At 33.8% G+C, this 24865-nt stretch carries 18 protein-coding genes, 3 pseudogenes and 1 riboswitch; of the genes and pseudogenes, 5 read left to right on the forward strand and 16 right to left on the reverse strand.

The features are described 5' to 3' along the window. Nucleotides 1-568 precede the first annotated feature (568 nt). Both mmuM and mmuP read right to left on the reverse strand, forming a co-directional pair. Entirely contained in the window at nucleotides 569-1546 is a 978-nt protein-coding gene (gene mmuM, locus ACFVQC_RS24500; protein ID WP_377899471.1) for a homocysteine S-methyltransferase, read from the reverse strand. Further along, entirely contained in the window at nucleotides 1521-2930 is a 1410-nt protein-coding gene (gene mmuP, locus ACFVQC_RS24505; RefSeq protein WP_377899472.1) for an S-methylmethionine permease, read from the reverse strand. The genes mmuM and mmuP overlap by 26 nt, the downstream gene beginning before the upstream one ends. Nucleotides 2931-3013: 83 nt before the next feature. Then, a riboswitch (SAM riboswitch) is annotated at nucleotides 3014-3121 on the reverse strand. A 343-nt stretch (nucleotides 3122-3464) separates the two neighbouring features. On the opposite strand from mmuP, the pseudogene ACFVQC_RS24510 reads away from it, so the two are divergent. Continuing rightward, nucleotides 3465-4901, forward strand: a pseudogene (locus tag ACFVQC_RS24510) (IS4 family transposase). 174 nt (nucleotides 4902-5075) lie between these two features. On the opposite strand, the gene ACFVQC_RS24515 reads toward ACFVQC_RS24510, so the two are convergent. The 5 genes from ACFVQC_RS24515 to ACFVQC_RS24535 all read right to left on the reverse strand — a co-directional run bounded on the left by ACFVQC_RS24515 (nucleotide 5076) and on the right by ACFVQC_RS24535 (nucleotide 10442). After that, nucleotides 5076-5606 carry a hypothetical protein gene (locus ACFVQC_RS24515; protein ID WP_377899474.1) on the reverse strand — a complete coding sequence of 177 codons (531 nt, stop codon included), beginning with the start codon at nucleotides 5604-5606 and terminating at the stop codon, nucleotides 5076-5078. A gap of 369 nt (nucleotides 5607-5975) precedes the next feature. Then, nucleotides 5976-6926, reverse strand: a complete 951-nt coding sequence (locus tag ACFVQC_RS24520) for a nucleoside hydrolase (protein ID WP_016097069.1) — start codon at nucleotides 6924-6926, stop codon at nucleotides 5976-5978. Between the two features lie 304 nt (nucleotides 6927-7230). Beyond that, the gene (locus tag ACFVQC_RS24525) at nucleotides 7231-7593 is read right to left on the reverse strand and encodes a hypothetical protein (protein ID WP_377899475.1); all 363 of its coding nucleotides are present in this window, start codon (nucleotides 7591-7593) and stop codon (nucleotides 7231-7233) included. 229 nt (nucleotides 7594-7822) lie between these two features. Beyond that, nucleotides 7823-8320, reverse strand: coding sequence for a GNAT family N-acetyltransferase (locus ACFVQC_RS24530; protein ID WP_377899477.1), 498 nt, complete (start codon nucleotides 8318-8320; stop codon nucleotides 7823-7825). Nucleotides 8321-9437: 1117 nt separating this feature from the next. Next, the gene (locus tag ACFVQC_RS24535) at nucleotides 9438-10442 is read right to left on the reverse strand and encodes a hypothetical protein (protein ID WP_377899478.1); all 1005 of its coding nucleotides are present in this window, start codon (nucleotides 10440-10442) and stop codon (nucleotides 9438-9440) included. Nucleotides 10443-10653: 211 nt separating this feature from the next. Between ACFVQC_RS24535 and ACFVQC_RS24540 the strand changes: the two genes are divergently transcribed. Then, nucleotides 10654-11400, forward strand: a complete 747-nt coding sequence (locus tag ACFVQC_RS24540; protein WP_377899479.1) for a CPBP family intramembrane glutamic endopeptidase — start codon at nucleotides 10654-10656, stop codon at nucleotides 11398-11400. A gap of 278 nt (nucleotides 11401-11678) precedes the next feature. On the opposite strand, the pseudogene ACFVQC_RS24545 reads toward ACFVQC_RS24540, so the two are convergent. Further along, nucleotides 11679-13641 (reverse strand): annotated as a pseudogene (locus tag ACFVQC_RS24545) (VaFE repeat-containing surface-anchored protein); the annotation flags it as partial. Between the two features lie 1320 nt (nucleotides 13642-14961). Continuing rightward, nucleotides 14962-15174: a hypothetical protein gene (locus ACFVQC_RS24550; RefSeq protein ID WP_377899480.1), complete on the reverse strand. Its 213-nt coding sequence runs from the start codon at nucleotides 15172-15174 to the stop codon at nucleotides 14962-14964. 719 nt (nucleotides 15175-15893) lie between these two features. Here ACFVQC_RS24550 and ACFVQC_RS24555 point away from each other — a divergent pair. Then, nucleotides 15894-16202 (forward strand): glycosyltransferase family A protein, encoded by a 309-nt coding sequence (locus ACFVQC_RS24555; RefSeq protein ID WP_157383879.1) that lies wholly within the window; start codon nucleotides 15894-15896, stop codon nucleotides 16200-16202. 91 nt (nucleotides 16203-16293) lie between these two features. After that, on the forward strand, nucleotides 16294-16488 hold the full coding sequence (locus tag ACFVQC_RS24560; protein WP_033718471.1) for a hypothetical protein: 195 nt from the start codon (nucleotides 16294-16296) through the stop codon (nucleotides 16486-16488). Nucleotides 16489-16630: 142 nt separating this feature from the next. Here the strand turns inward: ACFVQC_RS24560 and ACFVQC_RS24565 are convergent, their stop codons facing one another. From ACFVQC_RS24565 to ACFVQC_RS24580, 4 genes are all read right to left on the reverse strand, one after another. Beyond that, the gene (locus ACFVQC_RS24565) at nucleotides 16631-17251 is read right to left on the reverse strand and encodes an HAD family hydrolase (RefSeq protein ID WP_377896055.1); all 621 of its coding nucleotides are present in this window, start codon (nucleotides 17249-17251) and stop codon (nucleotides 16631-16633) included. Between the two features lie 19 nt (nucleotides 17252-17270). Further along, on the reverse strand, nucleotides 17271-18035 hold the full coding sequence (locus ACFVQC_RS24570; RefSeq protein ID WP_377896056.1) for a DeoR/GlpR family DNA-binding transcription regulator: 765 nt from the start codon (nucleotides 18033-18035) through the stop codon (nucleotides 17271-17273). 253 nt (nucleotides 18036-18288) lie between these two features. Continuing rightward, on the reverse strand, nucleotides 18289-18528 hold the full coding sequence (locus tag ACFVQC_RS24575) for a hypothetical protein (protein WP_377896057.1): 240 nt from the start codon (nucleotides 18526-18528) through the stop codon (nucleotides 18289-18291). Between the two features lie 1102 nt (nucleotides 18529-19630). Continuing rightward, nucleotides 19631-20515 carry a MurR/RpiR family transcriptional regulator gene (locus ACFVQC_RS24580; RefSeq protein ID WP_377899481.1) on the reverse strand — a complete coding sequence of 295 codons (885 nt, stop codon included), beginning with the start codon at nucleotides 20513-20515 and terminating at the stop codon, nucleotides 19631-19633. Between the two features lie 307 nt (nucleotides 20516-20822). On the opposite strand from ACFVQC_RS24580, the gene ACFVQC_RS24585 reads away from it, so the two are divergent. Further along, a complete protein-coding gene (locus ACFVQC_RS24585) occupies nucleotides 20823-22205 on the forward strand; it encodes a 6-phospho-beta-glucosidase (RefSeq protein WP_377899482.1) in 1383 nt (460 codons plus the stop codon). Between the two features lie 503 nt (nucleotides 22206-22708). Here ACFVQC_RS24585 and ACFVQC_RS24590 read toward each other — a convergent pair. The 3 genes and pseudogenes from ACFVQC_RS24590 to ACFVQC_RS24600 form a co-directional block, all read right to left on the reverse strand. Next, nucleotides 22709-23552, reverse strand: a pseudogene (locus tag ACFVQC_RS24590) (tyrosine-type recombinase/integrase). Nucleotides 23553-23748: 196 nt separating this feature from the next. Beyond that, nucleotides 23749-24315 carry a DUF2812 domain-containing protein gene (locus ACFVQC_RS24595; protein WP_377899483.1) on the reverse strand — a complete coding sequence of 189 codons (567 nt, stop codon included), beginning with the start codon at nucleotides 24313-24315 and terminating at the stop codon, nucleotides 23749-23751. Beyond that, nucleotides 24302-24619 (reverse strand): PadR family transcriptional regulator, encoded by a 318-nt coding sequence (locus ACFVQC_RS24600; protein ID WP_340853655.1) that lies wholly within the window; start codon nucleotides 24617-24619, stop codon nucleotides 24302-24304. Before ACFVQC_RS24600 ends, ACFVQC_RS24595 begins: the two co-directional genes overlap by 14 nt. Nucleotides 24620-24865: the final 246 nt, after the last annotated feature.

A 24865-nucleotide genomic window follows, 5' to 3' on the forward strand; every position in this document is an offset into this window, starting at 1 on the left:
GGACTGTGGAGATAGCCTAATAAATTAGAGTTCGATAGAACTCTTTACTTAGGAATCCCCCTCTTCTAAACGAAGTGAAAGTGGGGGTAGTTCAAGCGATTGAATATAATGTCACACATTTTATAAGGTAAAAAGGAAAGGATAGATGAACAGGAGAGTATACCTGTTTACATCTATCCTTTTTTACAACAATATGACCACATTTACTACTACAACAAGGATTTTTACCACAACAAATTTTCATATAGTTATTGAACTATTTTGTGAATAACTAAATTAACCTCTTCGTTAACTTTAATTACGAATAAATGGTCCCCTTCACCTTCAATTGGATCAACTACATCTTCATTAAAAGATTCAGCATGTTGTCTACCATATCTATTAAACTAGCGATTTTTTTCCCTGATTCCTTTCCATACCTAAGATACCCAAAAGTCCACTGGATTCCCGAGGCTACCATCCACATTTGTGTCTCTGAAAAGGCATTTTGTGCCAATAGACGTAACTGTAGATTCCTGAACAAGCAAATCATGAAAATACACACAAAGATAGATTATCATCCATTACATTACTGTTTTGCTTCGTTCGAATAGAAAAACTCGGAAGAACGCCACTTGTTTGATATCTCCTCAATGTGATAAGGTGTCGTTCTGCAGCATCCACCTATTAAACGTGCACCTGCTTGGTACCATTCTTCAGATTGAATATCCAACGCGTTACATTGTTCATGACCATGCCATGTTTTTGATTCTGGATTATAAGTTTCACCCGAGTTTGGATAAACAATAATCGGTTTTTTGGTGTTTGCCCTCAACTCTTGGATTGCACCAGTCACAACGGTTACTGGCGCACAATTGATGCCTATCGCTACAATTTGTTCACTTTTCTCAAAAGCTCGTGCACACTCCACGAGTTTCATACCTTCACTAATCTCTTTCTCATTTTTTAGCGAAAAGGAAAGCCAAGCATATGTTTCTGGAAACTCACGCAATAATGTATCTAATACTCTTGCTTCTTGCAGGGAAGGGATCGTTTCAAATGCCAATAGATCTGCACCTGCTTCGATTAACGCTAACATTCTCGAACGGTGAAAGTCTGCTAATGTTTTATCTGTCACACCATAGTTGCCTACATACTCTGAACCATCTGCAAGGTAAGCCCCGTACGGCCCAACTGATGCAACAACCAATGGTTTAGGCCTATTCGTTTGCGTATTTTCCTTCCAAAAATCATCTCTTGCCCTTCTTGCAAGTAACACCGTTTTCTTAATTAATTCCAAAGCTTCCTGTTCTTGTATTCCACACGCGGAAAAACCACTAATAGTAGCTTGATAGCTTGCTGTTATGGCACAGTCCGCTCCAGCACGAAAATAGTCCGAATGAACCTGATAAATTAGTTCCGGATTTTCTAGTAACGCACGTGCCGACCAAAGGGGATCGTCCAAATTACATCCATGCGCCTCCAATTCTGTAGCTAATGCTCCGTCAAGAAGCATAATGGAATGTTGGGATAAAATAGCATCAATTGGGTTGATTTTGTTCGACATAATCTACGCCCCTCTTTTTTAGATTTTTTGTTAGATAATAACTTCCATAGCAAAACAAAATAAACGGTATGCCGCAATATAAGGCAATTCTCTGTGTTGGATCGAATACAATTCCAATACACGATGCCAGACAAAGGATAAAAGAAGCAATTGGTACTAATGGATATAGTGGTGTGCGATAAATCAAGTCCTTTTCAGAATTTCCTTCTTTCAAAAATTGTCTGCGAAATAGGAACTGGGAAGCACTAATACTCATCCAAACTACAACTACTGCTAGACCGGAAATGGAAACAAGTACGATATAGATAGTATCTGGTGCCACAATACTTGAGAGCAAAGCCAAAGCTCCACCCACCATGCTGAAAATGACGGCGTTGATTGGAACACCTTGCTTCGTCATTTTTCCAAAAATCGGGGATATCGTATTCTTATTAGCAAGCGACCAAAGCATTCTAGAAGAGGCATAAAGGCCTGAGTTTGCCGCAGATAAAATGGCTGTTAAGATAACGAAATTCATTATGTCAGCTGAATATGGCACCCCAATTCGTTCTAGAACTGCAACAAAAGGGCTCTCTAATACCCCTGCATCGGAAATAGGCAATAACGCAGATAAAACAACAATCGTTCCTACAAAAAAGATGATCAATCTCCACAGAGTAGTTCGAATGGCCTTCGGTATCATTTTTTCCGGGTTCACTGTTTCTCCAGCTGCAATGCCTATTAATTCTGTTCCCGAAAAAGCAAAATTAACCGCAAGCATGGTCATTATAATGGCCGTAGCACCATGAGGAAATAAACCTCCACTTGTAAAATTAGAAAAGAATGGTGCTGCTTTTGAATGAGTCATCGGAAGAAACCCTAGCATTGCCGCTACTCCTAAAACAATAAAAATCACGATAGCTATAACCTTTATCGATGAAAACCAAAATTCGGATTCGGCGAAAAATTTAACAGTCAGGACATTTAATACAAAGATCAAAATGGCAAAAAGAGCACTCCATACCCAAACATCAATCGATGGAAACCATCGCTTCATAAGTAATCCTGCGGCTGTAAATTCAGAACCTAAAGCAACAGTCCAAGTTAACCAATACAACCAGGCTACTGTATACCCTGTACCCGGTCCAATGTATTTAACTGCATAACTATGAAATGCGCCCGTTTCAGGCATATGTACGGAAAGCTCTCCTAAACATAGCATAACTAGATAAACCACTAGCGCACCAATCAGATAGGATAGAATTGTTCCAAACGGGCCAGCTTGTTGAATAGTGTAACCCGGGCTTAAGAATAAGCCAGTTCCAATCACCCCACCAAGTGATAGCATGACTAAATGACGTGCTTGCATGTTCCTTTGAAATTCTTGCCCATTTTTGTTCTCCATTTCTACTCTCCTTTAGTTACTATCCAGAAAAAACAAAAACGCACTCTAAAAAAGAGGGCGCTACTGACAAATAAAAACGGAAGCTCTCATCTATCAGGATTATCACCCGCTGGAATTAGCACAGTGTCTACTTAAGCAGACCTGTTGCTGAGGTTTCATAAGGCCAGTCCCTCCACCTCTCTGGATAAGAAATATTTTTTTATAACCTTATCAATCCATTCAATAACTGTCAAGATAATTCTGTTTTTTTGAAATTTTATCTATTATAGAAATACAAAAAATAGAGTATTACTATAACTGCAACCCACTCCTTCTTGGGTATTATTTAAAAATCGAACATACAAAACCTCATTTATTTATGGTACGGTTCACAAGCACTTCCTCAAAATTTGATGCACTTCTAAATATCTTCTTACTTCTTTGGCTATGGGGTCACCATACATAACCATCAACTCAGGAGATTTTAATACCCTCAAATATCAAAAAACGTTATCCTTTCTAAACAAGCTAAATGAGAAAGGATGATGTTTTCTTATGAATCTCTCGATTCAAGATGAATTACTACCATTTGCAGAAGAATTACAACGATATGTTACACCTGTATTCTTAGAAGAACTTGCAAAAGAAATAGGATTTATAAAGCGAAAACGTAAGCTTTATGGATCAGACTTAGCTGCTATTTGCATTTGGATTAGTCAACGGGTGGCAAGTGATTCCTTGGTTCGATTATGTAGTAGGCTTCATGCAGCGACAGGCACTTTACTTAGCCCTGAGGGCTTAAATAAACGTTTAAATGTTACAGCAGTTTTGTTTTTAAAACATATTTTTTCTTTACTGTTACAACAAAAAATATGTGAACAAACTCAAATTTTTAATCAACTTTTTTCCTATTTTGGACGAATTCGTATCCTAGACGCTACTGTATTTCAAGTACCAAATACTTTAGAGAATCTATATCCAGGCTCTGGAGGATGCGCTCAAACAGCTGGAATTAAAATTCAATTGGAATATGATTTGCATAGTGGGCAATTTCTTAATTTTCAAGTTGGACCAGGGAAAAATAATGATAAAACATTTGGTACAGAATGTTTAGATACCTTAAGACCAGGAGATTTATGTATACGTGATTTAGGCTATTTTTCATTGGAAGACTTAGATCAAATGGACCAACAAGGTACATACTATATTTCTCGTTTTAAATTAAACACAAATATATATGTGGAAAATCCAAACCCAGAATACTTTAAAAATGCTGCTATTAAGAAACAATCGGAATACATACAAATCAATGTGAAACAGATTTTGAAACAGTTACAATCCGGGGAAACATTTGAACTAAAAAATACTTATATTAGAGATAAACAACAACTGTTTGCACGTGTTATTTTTAATCGATTAACAGAAAAGCAACTTCAAAAACGACGAGCAAAGATAGCAGAAAAAGAAAAATCACAAAATAGAACGTACTCAGAGAAAAGTAAAATGATAGCGGGATTAAACGTATATGTGACAAATACACCTTGGGAATGGGTTCCGATGGAACAAGTACATTAGTTGTATACGTTGCGTTGGCAAATAGAGATTGTTTTTAAAACATGGAAATCACTCTTCAAAATAGACCAGTATCGTCATGTAAAACAGGAGAGATTAGAGTGCCAGCTATATGGAAAGCTAATCGCTATTTTCCTGTGCTCCTCTACGATGTTTAAAATGCGCCAACTTCTTTTACAAAAAAAGAAAAGAGAATTAAGTGAATATAAGACAATTGGAATAATTCAAGATCATTTATATCTGTTGTATCAGGCTATACAACAAAACACCCAAGAAATAACAAAGATTCTAATCCGCCTGTTCCACTTACTCCAGAAGAATGGCCGGAAATCTCATCGATACGAGAAGAAAACAGTCTTTGATATTTTAGGTGTCGTCTATGAGCATAATGGTTTGAGAAAACAAAAGAAAGCTGCATAATTTTTAAAAACGATACCTATCTAGGTTTATTTGGTATGCTCGTTTTTAAGGACACACAATATTTTAAGAGTTTTTTCGTTTATACGAACGAAAGTTCATTGTGTTTCCACTCTTAAGTTGATGGGCATGTATGGTGACCCCTATTAAGAAAAAAATGCAATTATTTTTCTTTCTTTAATCGCATTCTTCTATTTGATCGCCTTCTTCACCTGTGTTTACTGCCGAACTATCCGTTCCGCCTCCCACTGCATGTTGCTGTTTGGTGTTAGAACTTTCGATGGCAGCGTTTGTTCCCGCTGCACTGTCATCTCCACCACCACTTGCCACTTGAGTAGCACTAGCCTGTTTCTCACGGGTTCTATTAATTTGATTATTGATGATGAGTACAACTTCTGCCTCTTCATCCGAAGTTTCTTTTTTCATTTTATGTGGCTCAATCTGATCCCCACTAATTCCTTTATTTATCGCTTCGCCTCCAGCGCCCACCGTTTCTTGCTGTCGAGTATTCGATGAATCGATTGCTGCATTACTTCCTGCTACACTATTTTGTCCGGCTCCACTGGCAATTTGTGTTGTATTCGGTGCAAATGTAATCTGATTATTAATGACAATGACAATTTTTCGTCTATCATCAAGATTTCCCAAATTAATTTCTTGCCCATCTTTTTTTACAAATCGAAACGTGATTTTTTCATTGTTTTCCATGTTCTCACCCCCTTTGTAATATTAAATGACAAAAGAATGATAATAGATTGGACAAGGCTATTTTTTTAACTATGTGCACCCCGCCCACAATGAAGGATGTATTCCTATGACTACTTTCCATAAGAAGTGAATGTTATTTTTCTTAAGCTATTCCAAAGTAAACTTTTAAATATTAGTTTACATTCAAAAACCCGTAAATATTGAATTCAAAACGAATCCTCTGATATCCTCAAAACACACAACAAAAGTATACATTCAAAACAATATAGATAAAGAGTTTAAAATACCTATAAACAAAAAAAAGAAAAAGCTAGATTTATGCTAGCTTTTTTACATAATTTCCGTTATCTGAAGTTTACTTAGGATACGCTACAGTCTCTTCCTTAAGAATGTTTCCATGATATCTCTCTTAAAACTTTCGTAATTGAACTGAAAAGCGACATTATGTGTTTTATAACCCGGATTTGTCACAAAACGAAAATCTGCAATACTTTGACCGAATCCTTCTCCTTGATCGGGAATTACTTTGATGGGTACTTTTGAAAGGAGAACTGCATCTGGGTTCAACAAATACCAGATTGTTACAAAATCATGCATAGGACTTCCCCCTATACCAGGGTTCGATTTAGAGTAGAAATTATAGTAGTAGTCTAACATGGGCTTGATGATAAGCCCTGCAAGGTCCTGTGTATTACGGTGAAACGCGTCGATTTGTTGGACCATTTCGGGTGTAACAATCGCGTGTTGGGTGACGTTTAACGGAATAATTGTCAAATTCTTTGCATGCTGCAGAATTAAGTTTGCTGCATAAGGATCTGCATAAAAGTTAGCTTCAGCCACAGCAGTCACGTTTCCAGGATAAAAAAAAGCTCCTCCCATACAAATATATTCATTCACGTTCCGCATTGTTTCTAAATTTAGGACAAATGCCGTCGCCAACGATGAGAGCCTTCCCAAATTGATAATTATGAGATCATCTAAATTAGAATCTATAATCCGATAAATATCATTGATAGGGTAAATCGGATAAGAAATCTCAGGCGGGATGATAGGTCCTAATCCCACTTTCCCATGCACTTCAGGAAAATACTGGACCAATATGCCCGTTAAAGGTACAGAAGCACCCAGAAATACAGGTATCTCTTCTTTTCCCCCAATATACTTTAAATAGTTAATATTTCTTATAACATTCTCTCTTGATACATTTCCATAATCAGCTACAATCCCTACAAGTTGGATATCTTTACGAAAAAAGGTATACAGAACAGCAAAGGCATCATCAATTCCTAAATCTGTAAACAGAAGAACTTTTTTTGGCATATATCCTCCCCCAAAAGCAATAGAATCGTAATTTCATTGAGCCTGTACTATATATATTTCATGTGTTCCTGAATAGTACGTTCTGGTTATCAGTCACTGCATACATCCTATATGTTTTTACACCTAAAAAATATTTTTTTTGTATATCCTCTACATGTGAACTTAACATAACACCACTTATCAGTAGTCACTGTATCTAGAAAAACCCCCTTCAATTTACTTGCTGAAGGGGGTTCCTATTTACATAATTATCGTTCTCGGAAGTCCTGTCTTTGTTTTGCCTAAAGTACTAATCCTGTTAGAATTATGGTCTCTTTTCCCGATAAGCTGAGGAATGTTCATCAGAAATGCGATAAATTTCCTTTCCTGTTGCAGCTGATACTTCTACCAATTTATGACCTAATCTATCCCACACTGCAACTGTATTTAAAGAAACCCATTGGACATTTCCCCGTGCGAGCCGAAAAGAATAATAATCATTGTCCGTTGTTACTAAGACTTCTTTATAACTAATCTGCTTGTTCTTTCGATTTTGAATAACTAAAACAAAGTCTAGCTTTTCTTCTCTAACTACTTGGATAATCCGTGCTACAAACATTTTATTAGGGCTCATCTTTGTTTTATAGACTTTTTCTGTTTCTATTTTCAGTTCTGGTTTGCCCTTCATAAATTCCCTCCATACTTATATTTCATCTTGTAATTTATATAAACTCTTGAAAGTAATGATAATTCCTTATTCAATAAACCTGTCCCTTTATTTGAACAAAGAACAGTGTATATCTTATTCATGTAAGGTTAACATAACGTCCTATTATCGGTACTGAAAAAGGATCTTCGATTGAAGATCCTTTTGTGCTGCTTATTGAACAATCGCGCCTTTTAATTGAGTTACAAGGTCAAAATAACTTTGACATATAATACTCATTATAATAAGTTCCATCTACCATAAGAGAATTTCTTTTTGTGCCTTCTATTTCAAATCCGCTCTTTTTATATAGAGCTAAACCTGCTTCATTTTTAGTAACCACTGTGAGTTCCAATCGTGAAATGTGATTACTTTTCGCCCACTCTTCTACGTGTTGGAATAAAGCTGTTCCAATCCCTTGTCCTCTGTTTTGCTCTAAAATTCCAACAACAATATAAACAGAGTGTTTATTCCTCTTTACACTTCCGCCAATAGCAATCAAATAACCTATTAAATTCCCTTCTTGTTCTGCAACAAAGATTGTTGAATTGTTTTGCTGTCCAAGACTATCTATATGTTTTCGTTGCTGTTCAGAAGTAGTTTTTCTTTCTCCAGCTTCCATAAGCATAAAATTTGATTTAGCTTCTACTTCTGTAATTAAATTTAAAAAATTCTCTGCATCCTCAATTTTTATCTCTCTAATTAACATAAAATGTCCCTTCTTTCTTCTACAGTGCTACCATTTAACTTAATCATAATTATTTCAACATTTCATGATTTGAGCAATGATTTTATTCTAGAATCTGGCCCGATTGTTGAATAACATGACTGGCGTTTTTTAAACAACTTTATTATGTTTTAAACGACTTTATTGTAAATTAAACAACTTTATTATCTCTGTACAGCAGCCTGGATGTTAATAGGACTTCTCATGTAACCTACATAATTAGTAAACCCCTGAATAAAACTCAATATTCGGTCAATACTGTATACAACCCATTTCTTAACCATATTCCATGATTGGAGCAGTTAGCTTTTGCTAGCTGCTCTTTTATTTATGAAAAATAAGATTCTTTATAATGACTCTTCTTTATTTCTCAATATAAAGAGCCTTGGATTTTCGCTAACAATCTTGTACTATATAAACAAAGAGTAAGGTAAGAGTTACTCTTTGCAATTTTAGGAAAGGTTCTGTTGGAGACAACAGGACCTTTTTTCGTGATTTGAAAATTTAACGAACTCCCGAAATAATTCTCCTTCCTCAAGCGTGTGAAGGGCGTAGCCCAACGGTAGGTGGGAGATGAATTTCAATTTGGCATAGCCAAAAGCTTTTGATAAACTAGCTATATGAAGTTCTTTAATAACTTGATATATGAGGTTGCAGGAAGAAAATAGAGTGCGAAAACCAAGCCATTCGGTTCCTGTGTAAAATATCAACCGTACCAAAAGAGTGTCCAAGCGTTGGACATCTAGGGATGGAACACTCCGAAGTAACGCTCAGGGAGACGAAAGGTTGCTTTCATCGTGGAACTGAGAAGCTCCCACTTCAAGCTTTGCTAAGTGGCGAGTAGTTCACTATATATTTCTTTTACCATAGAATCAGACGACAATAATTTAGAAAAGATCCTCTTCTCATAATTTCTCCGTGAATGACTGTTCATTGAATCACTGTTTATATTGAACTTGATGTGGGTGCTGAAGAGAACCTTTTTGTTATGCAAGAAGAATAAATTTAATATTTGATTCAAATCCTTAAAATTAATAATAAAAAGAACCATAACCTTGTCCTAATGGAAAAGTTGTGGTTCAAATAATTTATCAATATTTTATTCATTCAGGCAATCGATTGCCTCTTGATTGGTAATTGCAAATACATGCTCATTTTCTCTAATATCATAAATATGAATTTTATCTACACCTATAATCTTAGATAAAAATCCTTTAAATGATGTTAAAAGCGCTTTTGAGCCTGATATATGTAGATGATTATTCGACTTAGATATATAGCTCTTATCACTCATATATCCTGCTAGAAATGCAGGATACCATTGCTCTTCTAAGTCCGGTAACGTTATTTTGTTCTTTGCATCCAAACCGTGTTTTATAAGTGTTTCATTTAAGTGTCTTGAATGGAATCTGTACCTTATAACATTATCTGCTCCTACATAACCTCCTATATCTTCTCCACTTCTTAACACGTAAACTAACGGTTTTATAATATCTTTCTTACTAATATGCATAGTAATTTGAATGCAGTAGGAATTATGTAGTTTTAATGCCGATCCCGTAGCAAAGAGAACTCCTAAATGATAAGCTTTTTTTGCATTATCAATGGTATCGAAATAATGTTCATTTATTTCATATTTCCTTATAGCTTCACTCAAATCTCTTATCTCCACATCTAAATCATTTAAATAATTTAGTATGGTTTGTGAATCGATATTAAACATGTTCCCTATCTCAGCGGTAGAATAACCATCTTTATACAACTCTGCAAAATCTGACGCTAAATGCTCGTATAGTTTCTTTTGTCCACCCGTTTTTCGTTTGACACCCTTTTTTTCAAGTACACGAGTCACTATTCCTATATCACACTTGTACTTTCTTGATATATCAGTCTTGGAGTATCCATCTTTGTATAACTCATACCATTCATCGACATATTTATCCCATGGACTTTTAGGACAAATCTCTACAAGTCCCTCCAAAGTTCTATTTACTGTCTTTGCATCTACTTTATATAATTGACCGATCTTCCGAAACGACATTTCTGATTCGTATAATTCTTTCCATTCCTTTTGGTACTTTTCATACTTTAATCCTTTACCCATAATTAACGCCTTATTTTTTTACATAGTACCACTTATTCTTGCTTTAAGGGAAAGTAGGGTATATCCGTCAACTAAAATGAATATACATAACTACATAAAAAAGAACTTTGCAGATGGTAATTTCCTAGTTAGGTGTATTCATTTGGCTTTTCGTTATGACTGAATTGTTTTAAAATGTTCGAACGGACAATTAAATAGTGGAGGGTTCTGAATGAAGGTAAATCTAAATATTGCTTTAAAAATTATTGGGTTAGAATTTTTAATATTGGTTTTTTACACGCTTAACGGGGCCTATCAAACTATTGCTAAACCATCTAGCCCGGTATTCCAGTTTATCGGACTTGTTCCTTTAGCGGTTGGGATCTTATTGTATTTAATAATAAAGAATAAGTGGGTATACTACTTCTTTGATATTAAGTTAAATAGTTCGACGAAGAATAACTTTCTATTGAGCTCCCCTCTAGTGCTTGTTCTGCTAGTAATACTAATTGGTAATAAAGGATTAAATACAACATCAATATCTGATCTGATTTTTATGTTTATCATACAATTTTGTGTTGTTGCATTTATTGAGGAAACTTTTTTTCGGGGATTTATGCTTAAAATGTTATTTTCAAAAGGAATGAAAAAATCAGTTTTGATTTCAAGTTTCCTGTTTGGTATCACACATTTATTGCAACTGGTTGGTGGGCAGTCTGTTGAAGATACCATTTTACAAATCGTATATGCGTTTTTAGTTGGGCTTGTTCTATCTTTACTTATTGTAAATAGGCAATCTATTATCATCACCATTACTTTTCATGCTTTTAATAATTTCTTGAATTTTATGGGGAATGTTCAAGGCTCATCGCTTTTTGCTTATGTTATTATTGCGGTTTTATTCTTCTATACCATTTATTTATGGAAACGAGCTCATAAAAAAGAGTGTGTACGACAAGATATAAATTTAGCGGTTTGAGCTAAATGAAGTTTTCGTATTTTGATACTTAAGGGGCAGCATATCTATTGGTATGCTGCTATTTTTCGTTTGCAAAAGGGGTGTTTGCATTCCTTTGTTTAAACACGGTAAAAAATTAGAGTTCGATAGAACTCTTTACTTAGGAATCCCCCTCTTCTAAACGAAGTGAAAGTGGGGGTAGTTCAATGAACCTGCAACAAATTTCTTTTTAGATCAAAAATAATGTAAGAAAATAAGCACATCTTGTTATAAAAACAGATGTGCTTATTTTTTAATTTCTATGCATTTTTACGTTTTAAGAAAATTACTCCACCAACTATTAACAACAATGCGCCTGCAGCCATAGAAATCCAACTTGTTAGGTTAGTACCTGTTTGCGGTAACCATCCAATTTTAGATTGAATTTCTTTCTTAAGTTGTGGTTGTTCTTTTGGTTGCTCTGATGTTGGAGTGTTTTTATCTGGATTCGGCTGTTCTGGTTTAGGTTGTTCCGATTTTACCTCTTTAAATTTCACTGTTTGACCCATATCTTCAATGTCAACGTGAATAGCTACTAAGACATTATCTTGATATAGTTCTTCAAACACTACTACTTCTTTACCTTGTAATTCAGAAGCATTAAATGTGAAGTCTAGTGTGATAGAACCATTTTTCTCTTTTGTAGTAAACTTAGATTCTGCTGTTACTTCTTTACCATCAACTAATAATGGTTTGTTTGTTGCTTTATCCATTAGTTTACCTTTTACAACGTACTCTTTACCCACAATTAAGTCTTTGTATTCCACTTTATCTTGGATTATTACAGATTTAGAAGCGTTTAATTCTTTAGAACCATCAACTTGGTTTGTAGCTGTTGTTTTAATTAAAGGCTCTACAAATCGAACTGTTTGCCCTACATCGTTAATGTCAGCGTGAGTTGCAATTACTTGCCCTTCATGTAATAAGTCTTCAAACACTACTACTTCTCTTCCTTGCTGTTCAGCGCCAACGAAAGTAAAGTCTAATGTTACAAAACCATTCTTTTCTTTTGCAGTAAACTTAGTCTCAGCTGTTACTTCTTTACCATCAATTAATAACGGTTTGTTAATAGCTTTGTTCATTAGTTTACCTTTTACAGTGTACTCTTTACCAACAACTAAGTTAGTATACTCTACTTTATCTTGGATAGTAATAGAATCGTTTGCATGAATCTCTTTTCCACCATCAGCTTTGTTTTTACTGATGGCTTAACGAACTTAACTGTTTGACCTTTGTCGTTGATATCAGCATGTGTTGTAACAATTTTTCCGTCTTTCAGTACATCTTCGAATATTACTACTTCTTTTTCTTCTAAGCCAGTTGCATCAAATGTAAAGTCTAATGTAATAGAACCATTTGCTTCTTTTGGTGTAAACTTAGTTTCAGCTGTTACTTCTTTACCATTTACAACTAATAGTTTATTAGTTTCTTTATCCATTAATTTACCTTTTAAAGTGTACTCTTTACCTACTTGTAGGTCTTTGCATTCCACTTTATCTTGGATTGTTACAGACTTAGAAGTGTGCATTTCTTTTGTACCATCGGTTTTATCAGTAGCTGTTGTTTTACTGATGGAATCTTTTCATCTTTGACAATATGTTTAATGATTTGACCATTCTCTTTGATCTCAAAAGAGAACGTTTCTTCATTCAATACATAACCTTTTGGTACAACAGTTTCCTTATATGTGTATTTTCCAAATGGTAACTTTTCAAACTTTGCGATACCTTTATCATCTGTTTTTCCTTTTACTACTTCTTTTCCTGCTTCGTTATAAATAGTAAACTCTGCATTTGGAAGCTTGTTGTTTCCATCAGCTACATCAACTTTTGTAATTTCTAGATTACCTTTGATAAGATGATTAACTGCTAATAACTCAATAATTTTTCCATGTTCCTTTATTTCGAACACAATCGGTTCTTTAACAAGAACGTAACCATTCGGAGAAGTCTTTTCTACAAATGAATATTTACCATACACTAAATTTTTGACGTTAACTTCACCATTTTTATCTGTCTTATATTCACAAATTACTTTCCCACTTGCATCTTTTAGCTCGAATACTGCACCTTCTAATTTTTTACTGATATCTTCATTATCTACTTTTAGTAATTTCACACTACCTTTCACTTCTGTATTTTCCACTGTAAAAGTAAGTGTTTTATTGTGTTCTTTAATTTCAAAAGGATACTTTGTTTTATTTCCAATATATCCATTAGGTGTAAATGATATTATGATGAAGGGATAGCTATTAAGCTATCCCTCCTCTGCGTTTATTATTGTTACTTAATTAGAGAATCCCATTGATATTAGTGATAAAAAATGTGATGTGATTTGCAATGTTTGCACCTCAAAAGGGAACCTGTTAGTACGTAACTGCCCTCTTTTTATTACTGATTTCTTTTAGAATATTTCAAAGGATTCTATTTCTCTCTCATTTGATTCTTCTGACATTTTTTGAACCTCTTGTTTTACCTGTTTTTCTTGTATTGATACCTGATTATTATCAGATGTCATTTTGTATCCAAAATAAATTACAAAAAACAACAAAATAATTATCCAAATACATATAAACACTTTATAAGAATTTTTCACTTTATATACCTCAATCACTCTATTTAAATCCATTTCGAAATTAATTTTTTAATGCTGTTATAATTACCAATCTCTTCATTTATTTCGATACACTCATATGTAAAAGTAGCTGCGCAGCAATTAGACTGGACCTTAAATATGTACTAAATTGTGTGGGAAAGGAAGTACATTTTATATAATCTCATTACCTAAAAACCCCTAAATAGTTGGTATTCTTCTTCTTTTAAGACAGAAAGGATTTTTAATATAATGTATGAAGTTCTAACTGAGACTTCTTACTACACACACTCTTACGCACATAGAAATAACGTTTCTAGTATATGATTTGTAACAAAATATAAACAATAAGAAGATAAAATGAAACAAAAGTCACACAAAGTAATACTTTTGTAACATTAATGTAACATATAAATTTTTAACATACAATAGTTTTTTTACAGTGTTTTTTATAAGCATATACTCATTGAACATCTGCCTTCCTTACAATATATCCCCAGATACTTTAAATACCGGTGCTATCCTTTCGATGTATTTTTCAGGCTAGATACAGTTTTTTTATTTACTACTATTCTTAAAACTACGTTGGTTTGTGAGCTTTCTTTTCAACCTCTCATATTTGCAACATTGTTTTCTTCATATATTCACTTATTACATAATCACTCTAGAAATATGTGTATCCTATGCTCTCTTGTAGTATCTATGCACTACAACTCAATAAATAAGCACACCCTCTTCAATAGTAATCTCAAGATTCGTTACACTTTCGTTTTCGTGCACTCTACTTTCACGCAAAGGAGAATTGACAAATAAATAAGTGCTAATATAAGAAATATATATAATGCCATACTTCATCATTATTGTATGCTTGCTTGTTTCTTTCATCCTTCACAACAAATTCTATATGATAATAGGTGCACTTCTTCTATTCATGAAGTTTTTGATGTACCATTATGACTCTCTCAATTCTGTCAAAACAGTCACTTCTTTTTTTATTTTTTCTTTCTCAAATAGTTCTGATTTTCCCATTGATTCTTTTACCATAACTGTATAACCGCCATAAGATTGTTTGGATTGTAGAGGTAAATCTTTATTTTCGATGACGGATTGTATATCAAATCGTTTTACACCAAAAAGTATACCTACTTCTGTTTCATCCATCATAGCTAAACCACACAGTGATACTGTCGCTCGTCTCTTTGCTTTGGTTTCACAAGTCATCAGTGTATGAGCTAACTGAGCGGGACTAAGTTTTCTTCCAACTTCTGTACTAATAGGAACTGCGCCTATAGCTGTAGTTCACTTACTTCCCTTAAACCGAATAAAAGCAAACGACCCTGTAAATGGATCTAGTCCATATTTTCTGCATACAAAATGGTAATATTGCCGCTTTTCTTCCTCTGTTAGCTGTGATAAATCACTATTTATTGCCAATCTACCTAATATAATTTGTATTTCCTCAACCACTGTTGGTCTTTCCTTCGTACTAGGTATAAAAGAGCGTTCTAATATATTAGGAAACGTATTGTGTTCTTGCTTTTGTTTCTTATAATAAGTGACAATTTTTCACTTTAAGCTGACCTTACATAAGGCGTGTCTTACTTGAGACAGATTAACTTTGACTCCTTTGTTTAAAAGATAACTGTACCGCTTTCGATACCCCATTCACCCTTTTAAAAGTTTAAATTGCATGACAATATAAGCCGCTGTCTTTTTACGTTTTTTCTTATTTTCAGTAGGCTTACGATGAATAAAATCTATGTATATATAAAATAACCTTATATTTATTATGAAGAGCATTTATGGTTGCTGTTGCAAAGTTAAAAAAGCATACTCAGATTGATAAATGAATAATATTTTAAGTAATTGTTTTGGTGTATTTCATGCTGAAAAGCAGGAGCTTGATTAAAGATTTCTTCTCTGTTTTTATAGGCTCAGGTGCAAGGAACGGAGAAATTTATCGACATGAGGCATTACAATTGGCAAAAGGAAAATTTGTATGTTATCTGAGTGACGATGATTCATGGTTTCCTGATCACTTACAATACATGGAGCAAGCTTTATTCAAAGCAGATTTTGTACATAGCCGCTATATGGCTATTGTGAATAAGGAACAAATGATGGCCATTCAGGGATCATTTGAGGAACTTGAGACTCGCGATCGTATGTTGAAAGAGTCATATAAATTTTAGTCCTACGATTGCTGGACACCCCATAGATACCTATCACCGTCTTCTTGAAGGATGGAGTCCTGGACCAGAGGATGTGTGGAATGATCTCAATATGTGGCGAAAATTTCTAAAGCTAGATAATATAACTTTTCATTCAATGCCAGCTGTAACTGCTCTTATTCTTCCTTCTCCCTTTAGAACTAACATGACATTACAAGAAAGAGAAGCAGAAACGGCATTTTGGGCAAAACAAATTCGTTGCCAATCTTTTCGTTCTACTATTCAAGATACATTTTTTACACTCTAATTCTAGATGTTCCTGCTGCAAAGATGCCTAAAATGTAGAAAGAATTGGATGAAGGGATTATAAATAAAAAGTCGATTTCCTGTACGTTAAGAAATCGACTTTTTAATGAGTAATTTAATGTCTTGATTAGAAACGAGCTTAATTAAATTAAATCCAAAATATCTTTTGGGGTATTTAATACATAATTAGCTTTTTCAAAACCTTCTTTTGTCTTTGAGCCCCATAAAGCGAGTGCGAATTTAACACCAGCACTTTTCGCACATTGCATATCGTATATAGAGTCTCCAATGTATACTGCCTCATTATTAGGAACATCTAATTGTTTCAAACAAGCTAATAATGGTTCAGGGTGTGGTTTGTGTTTATCCGTATCACACGCACAAATTGTATGTTCAAAATGACCGCTTAGATCAAATGGCTCGAACTCATCTATTAATTCTTGCTTAGTTTTTGATGTAACAATACCAAGCTTTAATTTACTAAGGGATAACTCTTTAATAATGCTTTCTAATTCTTCAAACACGGAGACTTCATGAGAAAAATCTAGTACAGATTTGGCCCATTTCGGATGAACAACATCTATATTTTGTACATTTAATTTTTTTAAGGTTTCTTTTCCAGGAATCCCTAATGCAAATCTTAAATCCTGTAACGCATAATCTTCCTTTAGTTCTTCTTTTAAAACTTTTTGTAAGGATTTTAGTATTGCTTTTTCTGTGTCTAAAATTGTGCCGTCTACGTCAAAAACAAGAGATGTAATCAAAATAAATCCTCCCTATTTTTTAATCTTCACTTGCAATTACTACTTCAACACCGTTTTCTTTCAAAGTATTATATAAATCATTAGACATAACTTGATTTGTAATGAATGTGTCTATAGATTCAAGCGTTAAACCCTTATAATTTCGTCGCTGATTCCATTTAGTGTGATCTGCCACTAAAATAACTTGATCAGCATGTTTTATTAATTCACGCTTGAAATAAATATCTTCTTCAAAACCATAGTATATCCCGTCTTCTGTAATACCTGCGGTTCCAATGAACACCTTGTCAAAGTGATAATCTTTGAGTTTTTCAGTGGTCGAAGTCCCCGTAGTATGTCGAGAAACCTTATTTAAAGTTCCTCCCAAAAGGTGAATAGTCGTATCTTCAGATTGAGCTAACATATAAGCAGTATCAATCGAATTCGTCACAATAGTTACGTTCTTTGATTGCAAATGTTGCGCTACAAAGTTGACTGTTGTTGAAACGTCTAAATAAATCATGTCATTGTTTGCAATTATATTTGCAGCTTTCATTCCAATCAATTTTTTCGTTTCTAATTCAGTCTGTGACCGCTTTTGATAAGTATCAATTTTCTTATGAAAAGTAGCTAAAGCCACTCCACCATAGGTTCTAACTATTGCTTTATTTCTTGAAAGTTTTACTATATCTCTTCTTGCAGTATCTCGTGAGATATGAAACATTTCACACATTTGTTTTATATTCATGGTTTTTTGTATTTCTAAATAATTAAGGACTCGTATCAATCGTTCTTCTTGATTCATAAGTAACCTCCATAAGGATATCTTAAGTTAAAATAAGTTTATTCGCAAGTAAGTTTAAGTTATAAGGTGCATGAACACTCCTGCAATTAAGTGGTTTTAAGTAAATTTAGTAAAACCTTATTTTTAACGCCTTTATAATTTCAAGCGATTTTATGAGTGATTAAAAATTTTATCGTTGGAAGCATAAATTTGCCACGAAGAGAAAGAACCATAAATTTGCCAAATTGGCAAGGTTATGGTTTAAATCACAATCCTATACTGTGTCTCCGTCTTTCGTATATACCACTTTCCCTTTAACCGTATCTAAACCTTTTAACTTGTCCTTATACGCTCCGGGAATATCGATACTACTCTTTTTTGTTTCCGTACCCTGTTGAACGGTTTTCCGTGCTATTTGTACTGCCTTAGAATCATTTGTTTGTGTTGAACTGCTACATACTGTAATTTGAAAGACTAATGATGTTATACAAGCAATCTTAATCCATGGTTTCATACCGTAGTATCTCCCTCCTAATTAAAACGCGTACCATATCCATAAATAAAAATGTAATATTGCTAAACTAAGAAAAACGAATAATTGCACTCGAGCATGACGTTTTTTCTCCCATGACAAAATGCGAAATAACCATAACACATATGTATTGCCATATAAGCACATGATTACTAGAATTTCCAAAGACTCTAAGTAAGTCGGCTGAGGTGCCATAAAACCTGCGAGAAATATAAGGATAAAAAACCAAGAAAACGTTCCGAAAAATATATCCAATTAAATTACAGACAATATAAGAATTTTTATTGATGTTTTCATTAATTACTCCCTTATAAGCGTATCTCTCTACTTAATATAAAAATGGACTATATGCTGGATTCACTTCTTTATAGTTACAACACAAGCAAAATCGAACCCACTTTGGATGTTCATTAAACGTAGCCCTGAATAAACGCTTATTACATTTAGGATATGTTGATATTTCAACTTCCCTTATTCTGCTTCTGACTCTCCACATTCACAAAAGATACATTTGTAGTTGATATTTCACCCGTACACAATACACCTTCCCCCTCTCTTTTTTCCAGGAATTTATAGGCAACGAAAAAAGGACGCACCTATGGCATATGTATGCGTAGGTGTGTCCTTTTGCAAGATAGATTTAGAAGTATTTGCTTGCTTTCATCATATCTTAATTCTTATTAATTTTATATATGAAATTAAAGATTTTACGATGTTGTTTGTCCTTATATAAAAAATTTCTCTACTTGTTGGTTTGTAATAAAGTTTGATCAAAAGCATGCTACAACAATTGATTTTTCAACAGAAGAAACCCAAACATTTTGAAAAAGGTTTGGGCAAAATGCTTGGATTGTGTGTTGCTAGTGAATAATTATTAAAAAAGTTTAATCATTTTCTACTTGTGTTACTCAACAATCGCGCCCTTTAATTGAATAAACCACTAATTATTTTAGCTTTTACTATGGAAAGGAAAATGAAACTAAAGCACCCGATAGTTTCATTGTAATACTTCACAATTTTAAAAAATAAGCCTTTTGAGGTGTCATTGTTAATTGATTAATAATACAAATTGTTACAACTTCATTTAAACATTATCGTGTTTAACTTCTTGCATAACTTTATTGGAACTTTTTCTGTGATCGAAATATTTAGAAATGCGAATTTTATATTCGAGGTTATTTTTATAGTCTTCGGAAAAAACACAAGCATAGAGAACATCTAAAAGAAAACAGATGGAATCATTCGAACTGAAACTGCCTATCTTTGAATACAATCTCTCCCTAGTGGTAATTCGCAAAATGCAATCAGCGTATTTTGTTAGGGTATTTTCTCCAATACTTGTTAAAGCAATGACAGGTACTTTCTTTCTCTTAAGAAATGGCAACAGACCGACAATATCCTCACTTTCCCCACTATAAGATATAACAATTGCACAAGTTTCAGTATTAGAATTTACTGCTTCGAAATGAGGATCAACTGTGCATAGACTGACATGTTTTCCAATTCGGTTCATCTTCGATTTAAAATCATGACAAATCAATAAATTATGATACATAGAAAATACTTTAATATGAGCTGCTTTATCCAACATATTAGTTGCCCTTTGCAAATCATCATGATTTAAGAGAGACAAAGTATCACTAATAGTTGTCTGATTCAATAAAGCCATTTTATTTGCAACGGTCATGATACTATCCCGATCGTCAAAAGGATAATTAGCATCAATAGAAGAAAAATGACTATTTAGATATTCAATTTCGCCAAGAAAACTATTTTTTAATTCCACCCATCCACTATATCCCAGTTTTTTAGCAATTCTAATTAAGGTGGATGGATGAGTGTATGTTTCTTTGGAAATTTGTTTAGTTGTTTTATCTTTAATATTCTCTCTCTGTTTAAACAAATATACGATTATTGCCCTTTCAGATGAAGAAAAAATATCTTCTTTCATTTTCTCTATCAGTAACATATCTAATCACCTCTATTAATATTTTCGTTTGTAAATTTCATTTACAAAATTGACTTGATTTTGTAAATGAAAATGTAAATGAAGAATGATTTCCTCTTTATTATATTGATTATATTTCTCCTTATTTTATACTACAGGTAAGAAAGGAGGAAGTAACAATCTATTTAATATTACTATCCCCATTCTTAAATTCAATTTACAAATTTTTTGTTTGTATGTAAATACAGCAGCTAAAGAGAAACACTCCCTTTCTTAATAGGGATTAAAAAATAACAAAAATGAAAAGAGAAAAAGGGGGAAAAATAAAATGACAAAAGGTATAAAAATTGTAACGATTGGTGGAGGCAGCAGTTACACTCCTGAATTAATGGAAGGGTTTATTAAAAGATATGAAGAATTGCCAATTAGAGAAATGTGGCTTGTTGATATTAAAGATGGGAAGGAAAAACTTGAAATTGTTGGTAAGATGGCTCAAAGAATGTGGGACGCTTCTCCATATGATGTCAAAATCCATTTAACATTAGATCGTCGTGAAGCATTGAAAGATGCTGACTTTGTTACTACCCAATTTAGAGTTGGCTTACTAAATGCTAGGATTAAAGATGAAAGAATTCCTTTATCCTATGGGATGGCAGGTCAAGAAACAAACGGGGCAGGTGGAATTTTCAAAGCCTTCAGAACGATTCCTATTATTTTAAGCATTGTGGAAGATATGAAAGAATTATGCCCGAATGCTTGGTTAATCAACTTCACAAACCCAAGTGGAATGGTTACGGATGCAATTATTCGTTATGGTAAATGGGAAAAGGTTATTGGCTTGTGCAATGTTCCAGTTAATGCCATGATTGCTGAGCCAGAATTAATAGGAAAAAACTTGGATGAGCTAATATATACTTTTGCTGGCTTAAATCATTTTCACTGGCATCGAGTTAAAGATTTGACGGGAAATGATGTAACTTCCGAAATCATCGATAAATTGTATGATGGAGATTCCGGTATACCGTCAAATATTTTTGATGTTCCGTTTTTTAAAGAACAATTGAAACAGATGAATATGATACCTTGCGGCTATCACCGTTATTATTACCGGTATGACGAGATGTTAGAACATTTGCTTGAAGAATACAATGATTCAAACGTTGGAACAAGAGCCCAACAAGTTAAGGAGACAGAAGCAGAACTATTTGAATTGTATAGGGATCCTAACTTAAATTATAAACCTGAACAGTTGGCTAAACGTGGAGGTGCCCACTATTCAGATGCTGCATGTGAAACCATTGCTTCCATCTATGCAAATAAAAATACACACATCGTAGTTTCAACAAAAAATAATGGTGCTGTTCCAGACTTGGCTCCGGACGATGTTGTGGAAGTTTCTGCATATATTGGTGCTTCAGGGGCAAGACCGATTGCTTTCGGTTCTCTTCAACCGGTAGAAAAAGGCTGGCTGCAATTAATGAAGAATATGGAACTATGTGTGGAAGAAGCAGCAGTAACCGGTGATTACGGATTAGCATTACAAGCCTTTATAATAAACCCGTTAATCCCTAGCGGCGAAACAGCAAAACGTGTACTAGATGAACTATTAATTGCACATAAAAGATATCTGCCGCAATTTTCTGAAAAAATTGCAGAGTTAGAAGCTATAGGGATCACAGTAAAAGATGAAATAGCTAGAAATTTATACTAAAAAGATAAATAGTGTCCAAAATAAAAAAGTGGTAGCTTAAAAAACATTAGATTCGCTCTTATGATGCTTTTACGCATTGCTGATGGCAAATTTGTTGAGAAAAATTCTTATGTTGGTGTACATGACATTCTCCCCAGCTTGGCGTTAACGCCTTACTCTCTAATAGACAAATGTGTTTCAGTTTCAATATAGCTAATTATGAGACCCTTTAAGGGTCTTTTTTTATTGTTCTAAGGCTACCAATCCAACATTTATAATGACTACCATGATGTGTGTATAAGTATCCATAACCTTTCCCTAAAGTCTTATCAATTTATTTGGATACCTTATTCAAAAAAAATGCTCCGTTAGTTTAAGTACATTCCATCACAATATCATCTATATATTAACATAGACATTCATTTTTCTTTAAAGGTGTTGTTCAATAATATGGCGCAATTCAAAAAGTTACGTCTATATATATGCACGCCTCGATTTTGATTGAAGATTAATTTCTGTAGCTTTCAAAAATATTTAATATAAAAATCGTGTCTCAACTTTCCGCTCAGCTGAGCATATATTCTCGTGGTTTCACTCTTCTCATGACCAAGTAAGCTTTGTATCACTTCAAGTGGCGCACCGTTGTTAATCATATGTGTAGCATAGCTGTGACGTAATTGATGAGGATGAATACTCTTTTTAATCCTGGCACGATTTGATATACGTTTGATAATAAATCTTAGGTTATCAATACTCATACGTCTTTTTGGCCTTCTTTCCGTAATAAACAAACAAGGCTCCTCATCACCTCTTTCATCTAGATACCTTTTTAACCAAATGGTGCAACGAGTATTAAAGTATACTTCCCTTTCTTTATCACCTTTCCCATGTACAATGACAGAATTCGTTGAGAAGTTAATATCGACACGATTCAGTTTTACGACTTCCCCAATACGGCAGCCAGTAGAATAAAAAAATTCAAATAATGCATTCTCCATTGAGTTATGACATGCTTCCCTAAGATGTTCAATCTCTAGTTCCGAAAGGAATTTTGGGATTATTTTGCCTAACTTCGGCTCTTTTAATTTAGCAGCAGGGTTTTTAAGAATAAAACCTTCATCATGTGTCCATCTAAAAAGTGATTTGATGCAACGAACTCGGTGTCCTAAACTAGATGGCTTTAAGTGTTCTCCTGCTTCAATTAAGTAACCCTTTAGTTTTTCTGTAGTAAATTCACTCATGTTAATGTCACCGAAATAACGTAATAAAAGATTATATTGAAAATAATATGTTTTTAAAGTCAGAGGTGAATATCCCTCAATTTTTTTTATCTAATTGATACTGTTCCCAGGCCTCAGATAATAACATTATTCCTCACGCTCCCATTCTATAAATCAATTAATCTAGATTCTATTATGTTCAAGGAGAGTCTCTTTTATACGTTAGCTATTCAACAATCGTAGAAAACAAAAAAATTACTTAACCATGACAACACTTGAAATACAAGAAAAAGACGCTTCTCTATAAAAGAATAGCGCCCGATTCTGGAAGATTTCAAAAACGTTTATTTTTCTTTTAACATTGAATACTTTCGATAAACTTTATAGAAAATGCTACCCAAAAAAACAAACAGAAGTGTGGGAGACAACTTCACAAGGACAAATGGAGTTTCAAATAAAAATGCCTTCCAAAATAATGAATCTTTCATACTCCAAAGACCTTCATGATATAATCTCGAACCCTTGTAAAACATATAAGAATAAGCTAAACACAGCGTACCAAACCAAAATGAATAACCCATTAATCTTTTATAATAATTATCCTTTGATTGGCGATCCGAGAAGATTTCATTTTGATCATCATCTTCTTTTTGCCAATACCGTATTCCACTAAGCCAGGACCCCTTTATATAGTTCCAACCGAAATCCTTATATATCCCTTTATATTCAACCAACTTTTTCTTAGGTAAATAATCTTGATAATCAAGTCGCATAACATATCTCTTGTCAGTTTTTTCGAAAGTGTATATTCCTAATCCACTAATATTTGTACAACGATAGCCTTTTTGTAATTGCTCGTTCAACCATTGCTCCTCTTTTTCAATATCAAAAAACATCTTAAATTTCTTCATTGGATTCACTTCCTTCGTACAGGGATAAAATATGCAATAACCTGTTTTGTTCCATTTTCAAAATGGCGCTTCCTTCTGCAGTTATCATATAAACTTTTCTTCGACCTAACTCTCCAACAGGTTCAATCCAACCATGCTTATTCAAGTTTTCAATCGCACCGTATAATGTACCAGCTGCTAAAATAACAGTACCGTTACTTATCTTTTCTATCTTCTGCATTACAGCATAGCCATGGAGTGGCTCACGCATAGCTAATAAAATATAATGCATGGTTTCAGACAACGGTAATAATTTATGTTTCATATCCTCACCCTTTATTCAGTTCGACTATATAGTTCAACTTAATAATAACATAATACAGTTCAACTGAATAGTCAACAACATTTTCAAAATTAGTCAAAGGAACTTAAAGTAAATAGCTTGATAACAAAGGGAAAATCAATCTAAAAAGTCACTTTCCTTACGTAAGGGAAAGCGACTTTTTGTGTAGTCTTATTCAATTAAATGGCCCAATTGTTGAAGAACATGACTGGTGTTTTTTAAACAACT

The sequence above is a fragment of the Bacillus sp. NPDC057893 genome (assembly GCF_042796455.1).
Classification (GTDB): Bacteria; Bacillota; Bacilli; order Bacillales; family Bacillaceae_G; genus Bacillus_A.

Bases quoted from the DNA above. Each gene is read 5' to 3' on its own strand.
- mmuM (WP_377899471.1), bottom strand. From the start codon at position 1,546: ATGTCGAACAAAATCAACCCAATTGATGCTATTTTATCCCAACATTCC.
- mmuP (WP_377899472.1), bottom strand. From the start codon at position 2,930: ATGGAGAACAAAAATGGGCAAGAATTTCAAAGGAACATGCAAGCACGT.
- ACFVQC_RS24515 (WP_377899474.1), bottom strand. From the start codon at position 5,606: ATGGAAAACAATGAAAAAATCACGTTTCGATTTGTAAAAAAAGATGGG.
- ACFVQC_RS24520 (WP_016097069.1), bottom strand. From the start codon at position 6,926: ATGCCAAAAAAAGTTCTTCTGTTTACAGATTTAGGAATTGATGATGCC.
- ACFVQC_RS24525 (WP_377899475.1), bottom strand. From the start codon at position 7,593: ATGAAGGGCAAACCAGAACTGAAAATAGAAACAGAAAAAGTCTATAAA.
- ACFVQC_RS24530 (WP_377899477.1), bottom strand. From the start codon at position 8,320: ATGTTAATTAGAGAGATAAAAATTGAGGATGCAGAGAATTTTTTAAAT.
- ACFVQC_RS24535 (WP_377899478.1), bottom strand. From the start codon at position 10,442: ATGGGTAAAGGATTAAAGTATGAAAAGTACCAAAAGGAATGGAAAGAA.
- ACFVQC_RS24540 (WP_377899479.1), top strand. From the start codon at position 10,654: ATGAAGGTAAATCTAAATATTGCTTTAAAAATTATTGGGTTAGAATTT.
- ACFVQC_RS24550 (WP_377899480.1), bottom strand. From the start codon at position 15,174: ATGATGGATGAAACAGAAGTAGGTATACTTTTTGGTGTAAAACGATTT.
- ACFVQC_RS24555 (WP_157383879.1), top strand. From the start codon at position 15,894: ATGCTGAAAAGCAGGAGCTTGATTAAAGATTTCTTCTCTGTTTTTATA.
- ACFVQC_RS24560 (WP_033718471.1), top strand. From the start codon at position 16,294: ATGTGGCGAAAATTTCTAAAGCTAGATAATATAACTTTTCATTCAATG.
- ACFVQC_RS24570 (WP_377896056.1), bottom strand. From the start codon at position 18,035: ATGAATCAAGAAGAACGATTGATACGAGTCCTTAATTATTTAGAAATA.
- ACFVQC_RS24575 (WP_377896057.1), bottom strand. From the start codon at position 18,528: ATGAAACCATGGATTAAGATTGCTTGTATAACATCATTAGTCTTTCAA.
- ACFVQC_RS24580 (WP_377899481.1), bottom strand. From the start codon at position 20,515: ATGTTACTGATAGAGAAAATGAAAGAAGATATTTTTTCTTCATCTGAA.
- ACFVQC_RS24585 (WP_377899482.1), top strand. From the start codon at position 20,823: ATGACAAAAGGTATAAAAATTGTAACGATTGGTGGAGGCAGCAGTTAC.
- ACFVQC_RS24595 (WP_377899483.1), bottom strand. From the start codon at position 24,315: ATGAAGAAATTTAAGATGTTTTTTGATATTGAAAAAGAGGAGCAATGG.
- ACFVQC_RS24600 (WP_340853655.1), bottom strand. From the start codon at position 24,619: ATGAAACATAAATTATTACCGTTGTCTGAAACCATGCATTATATTTTA.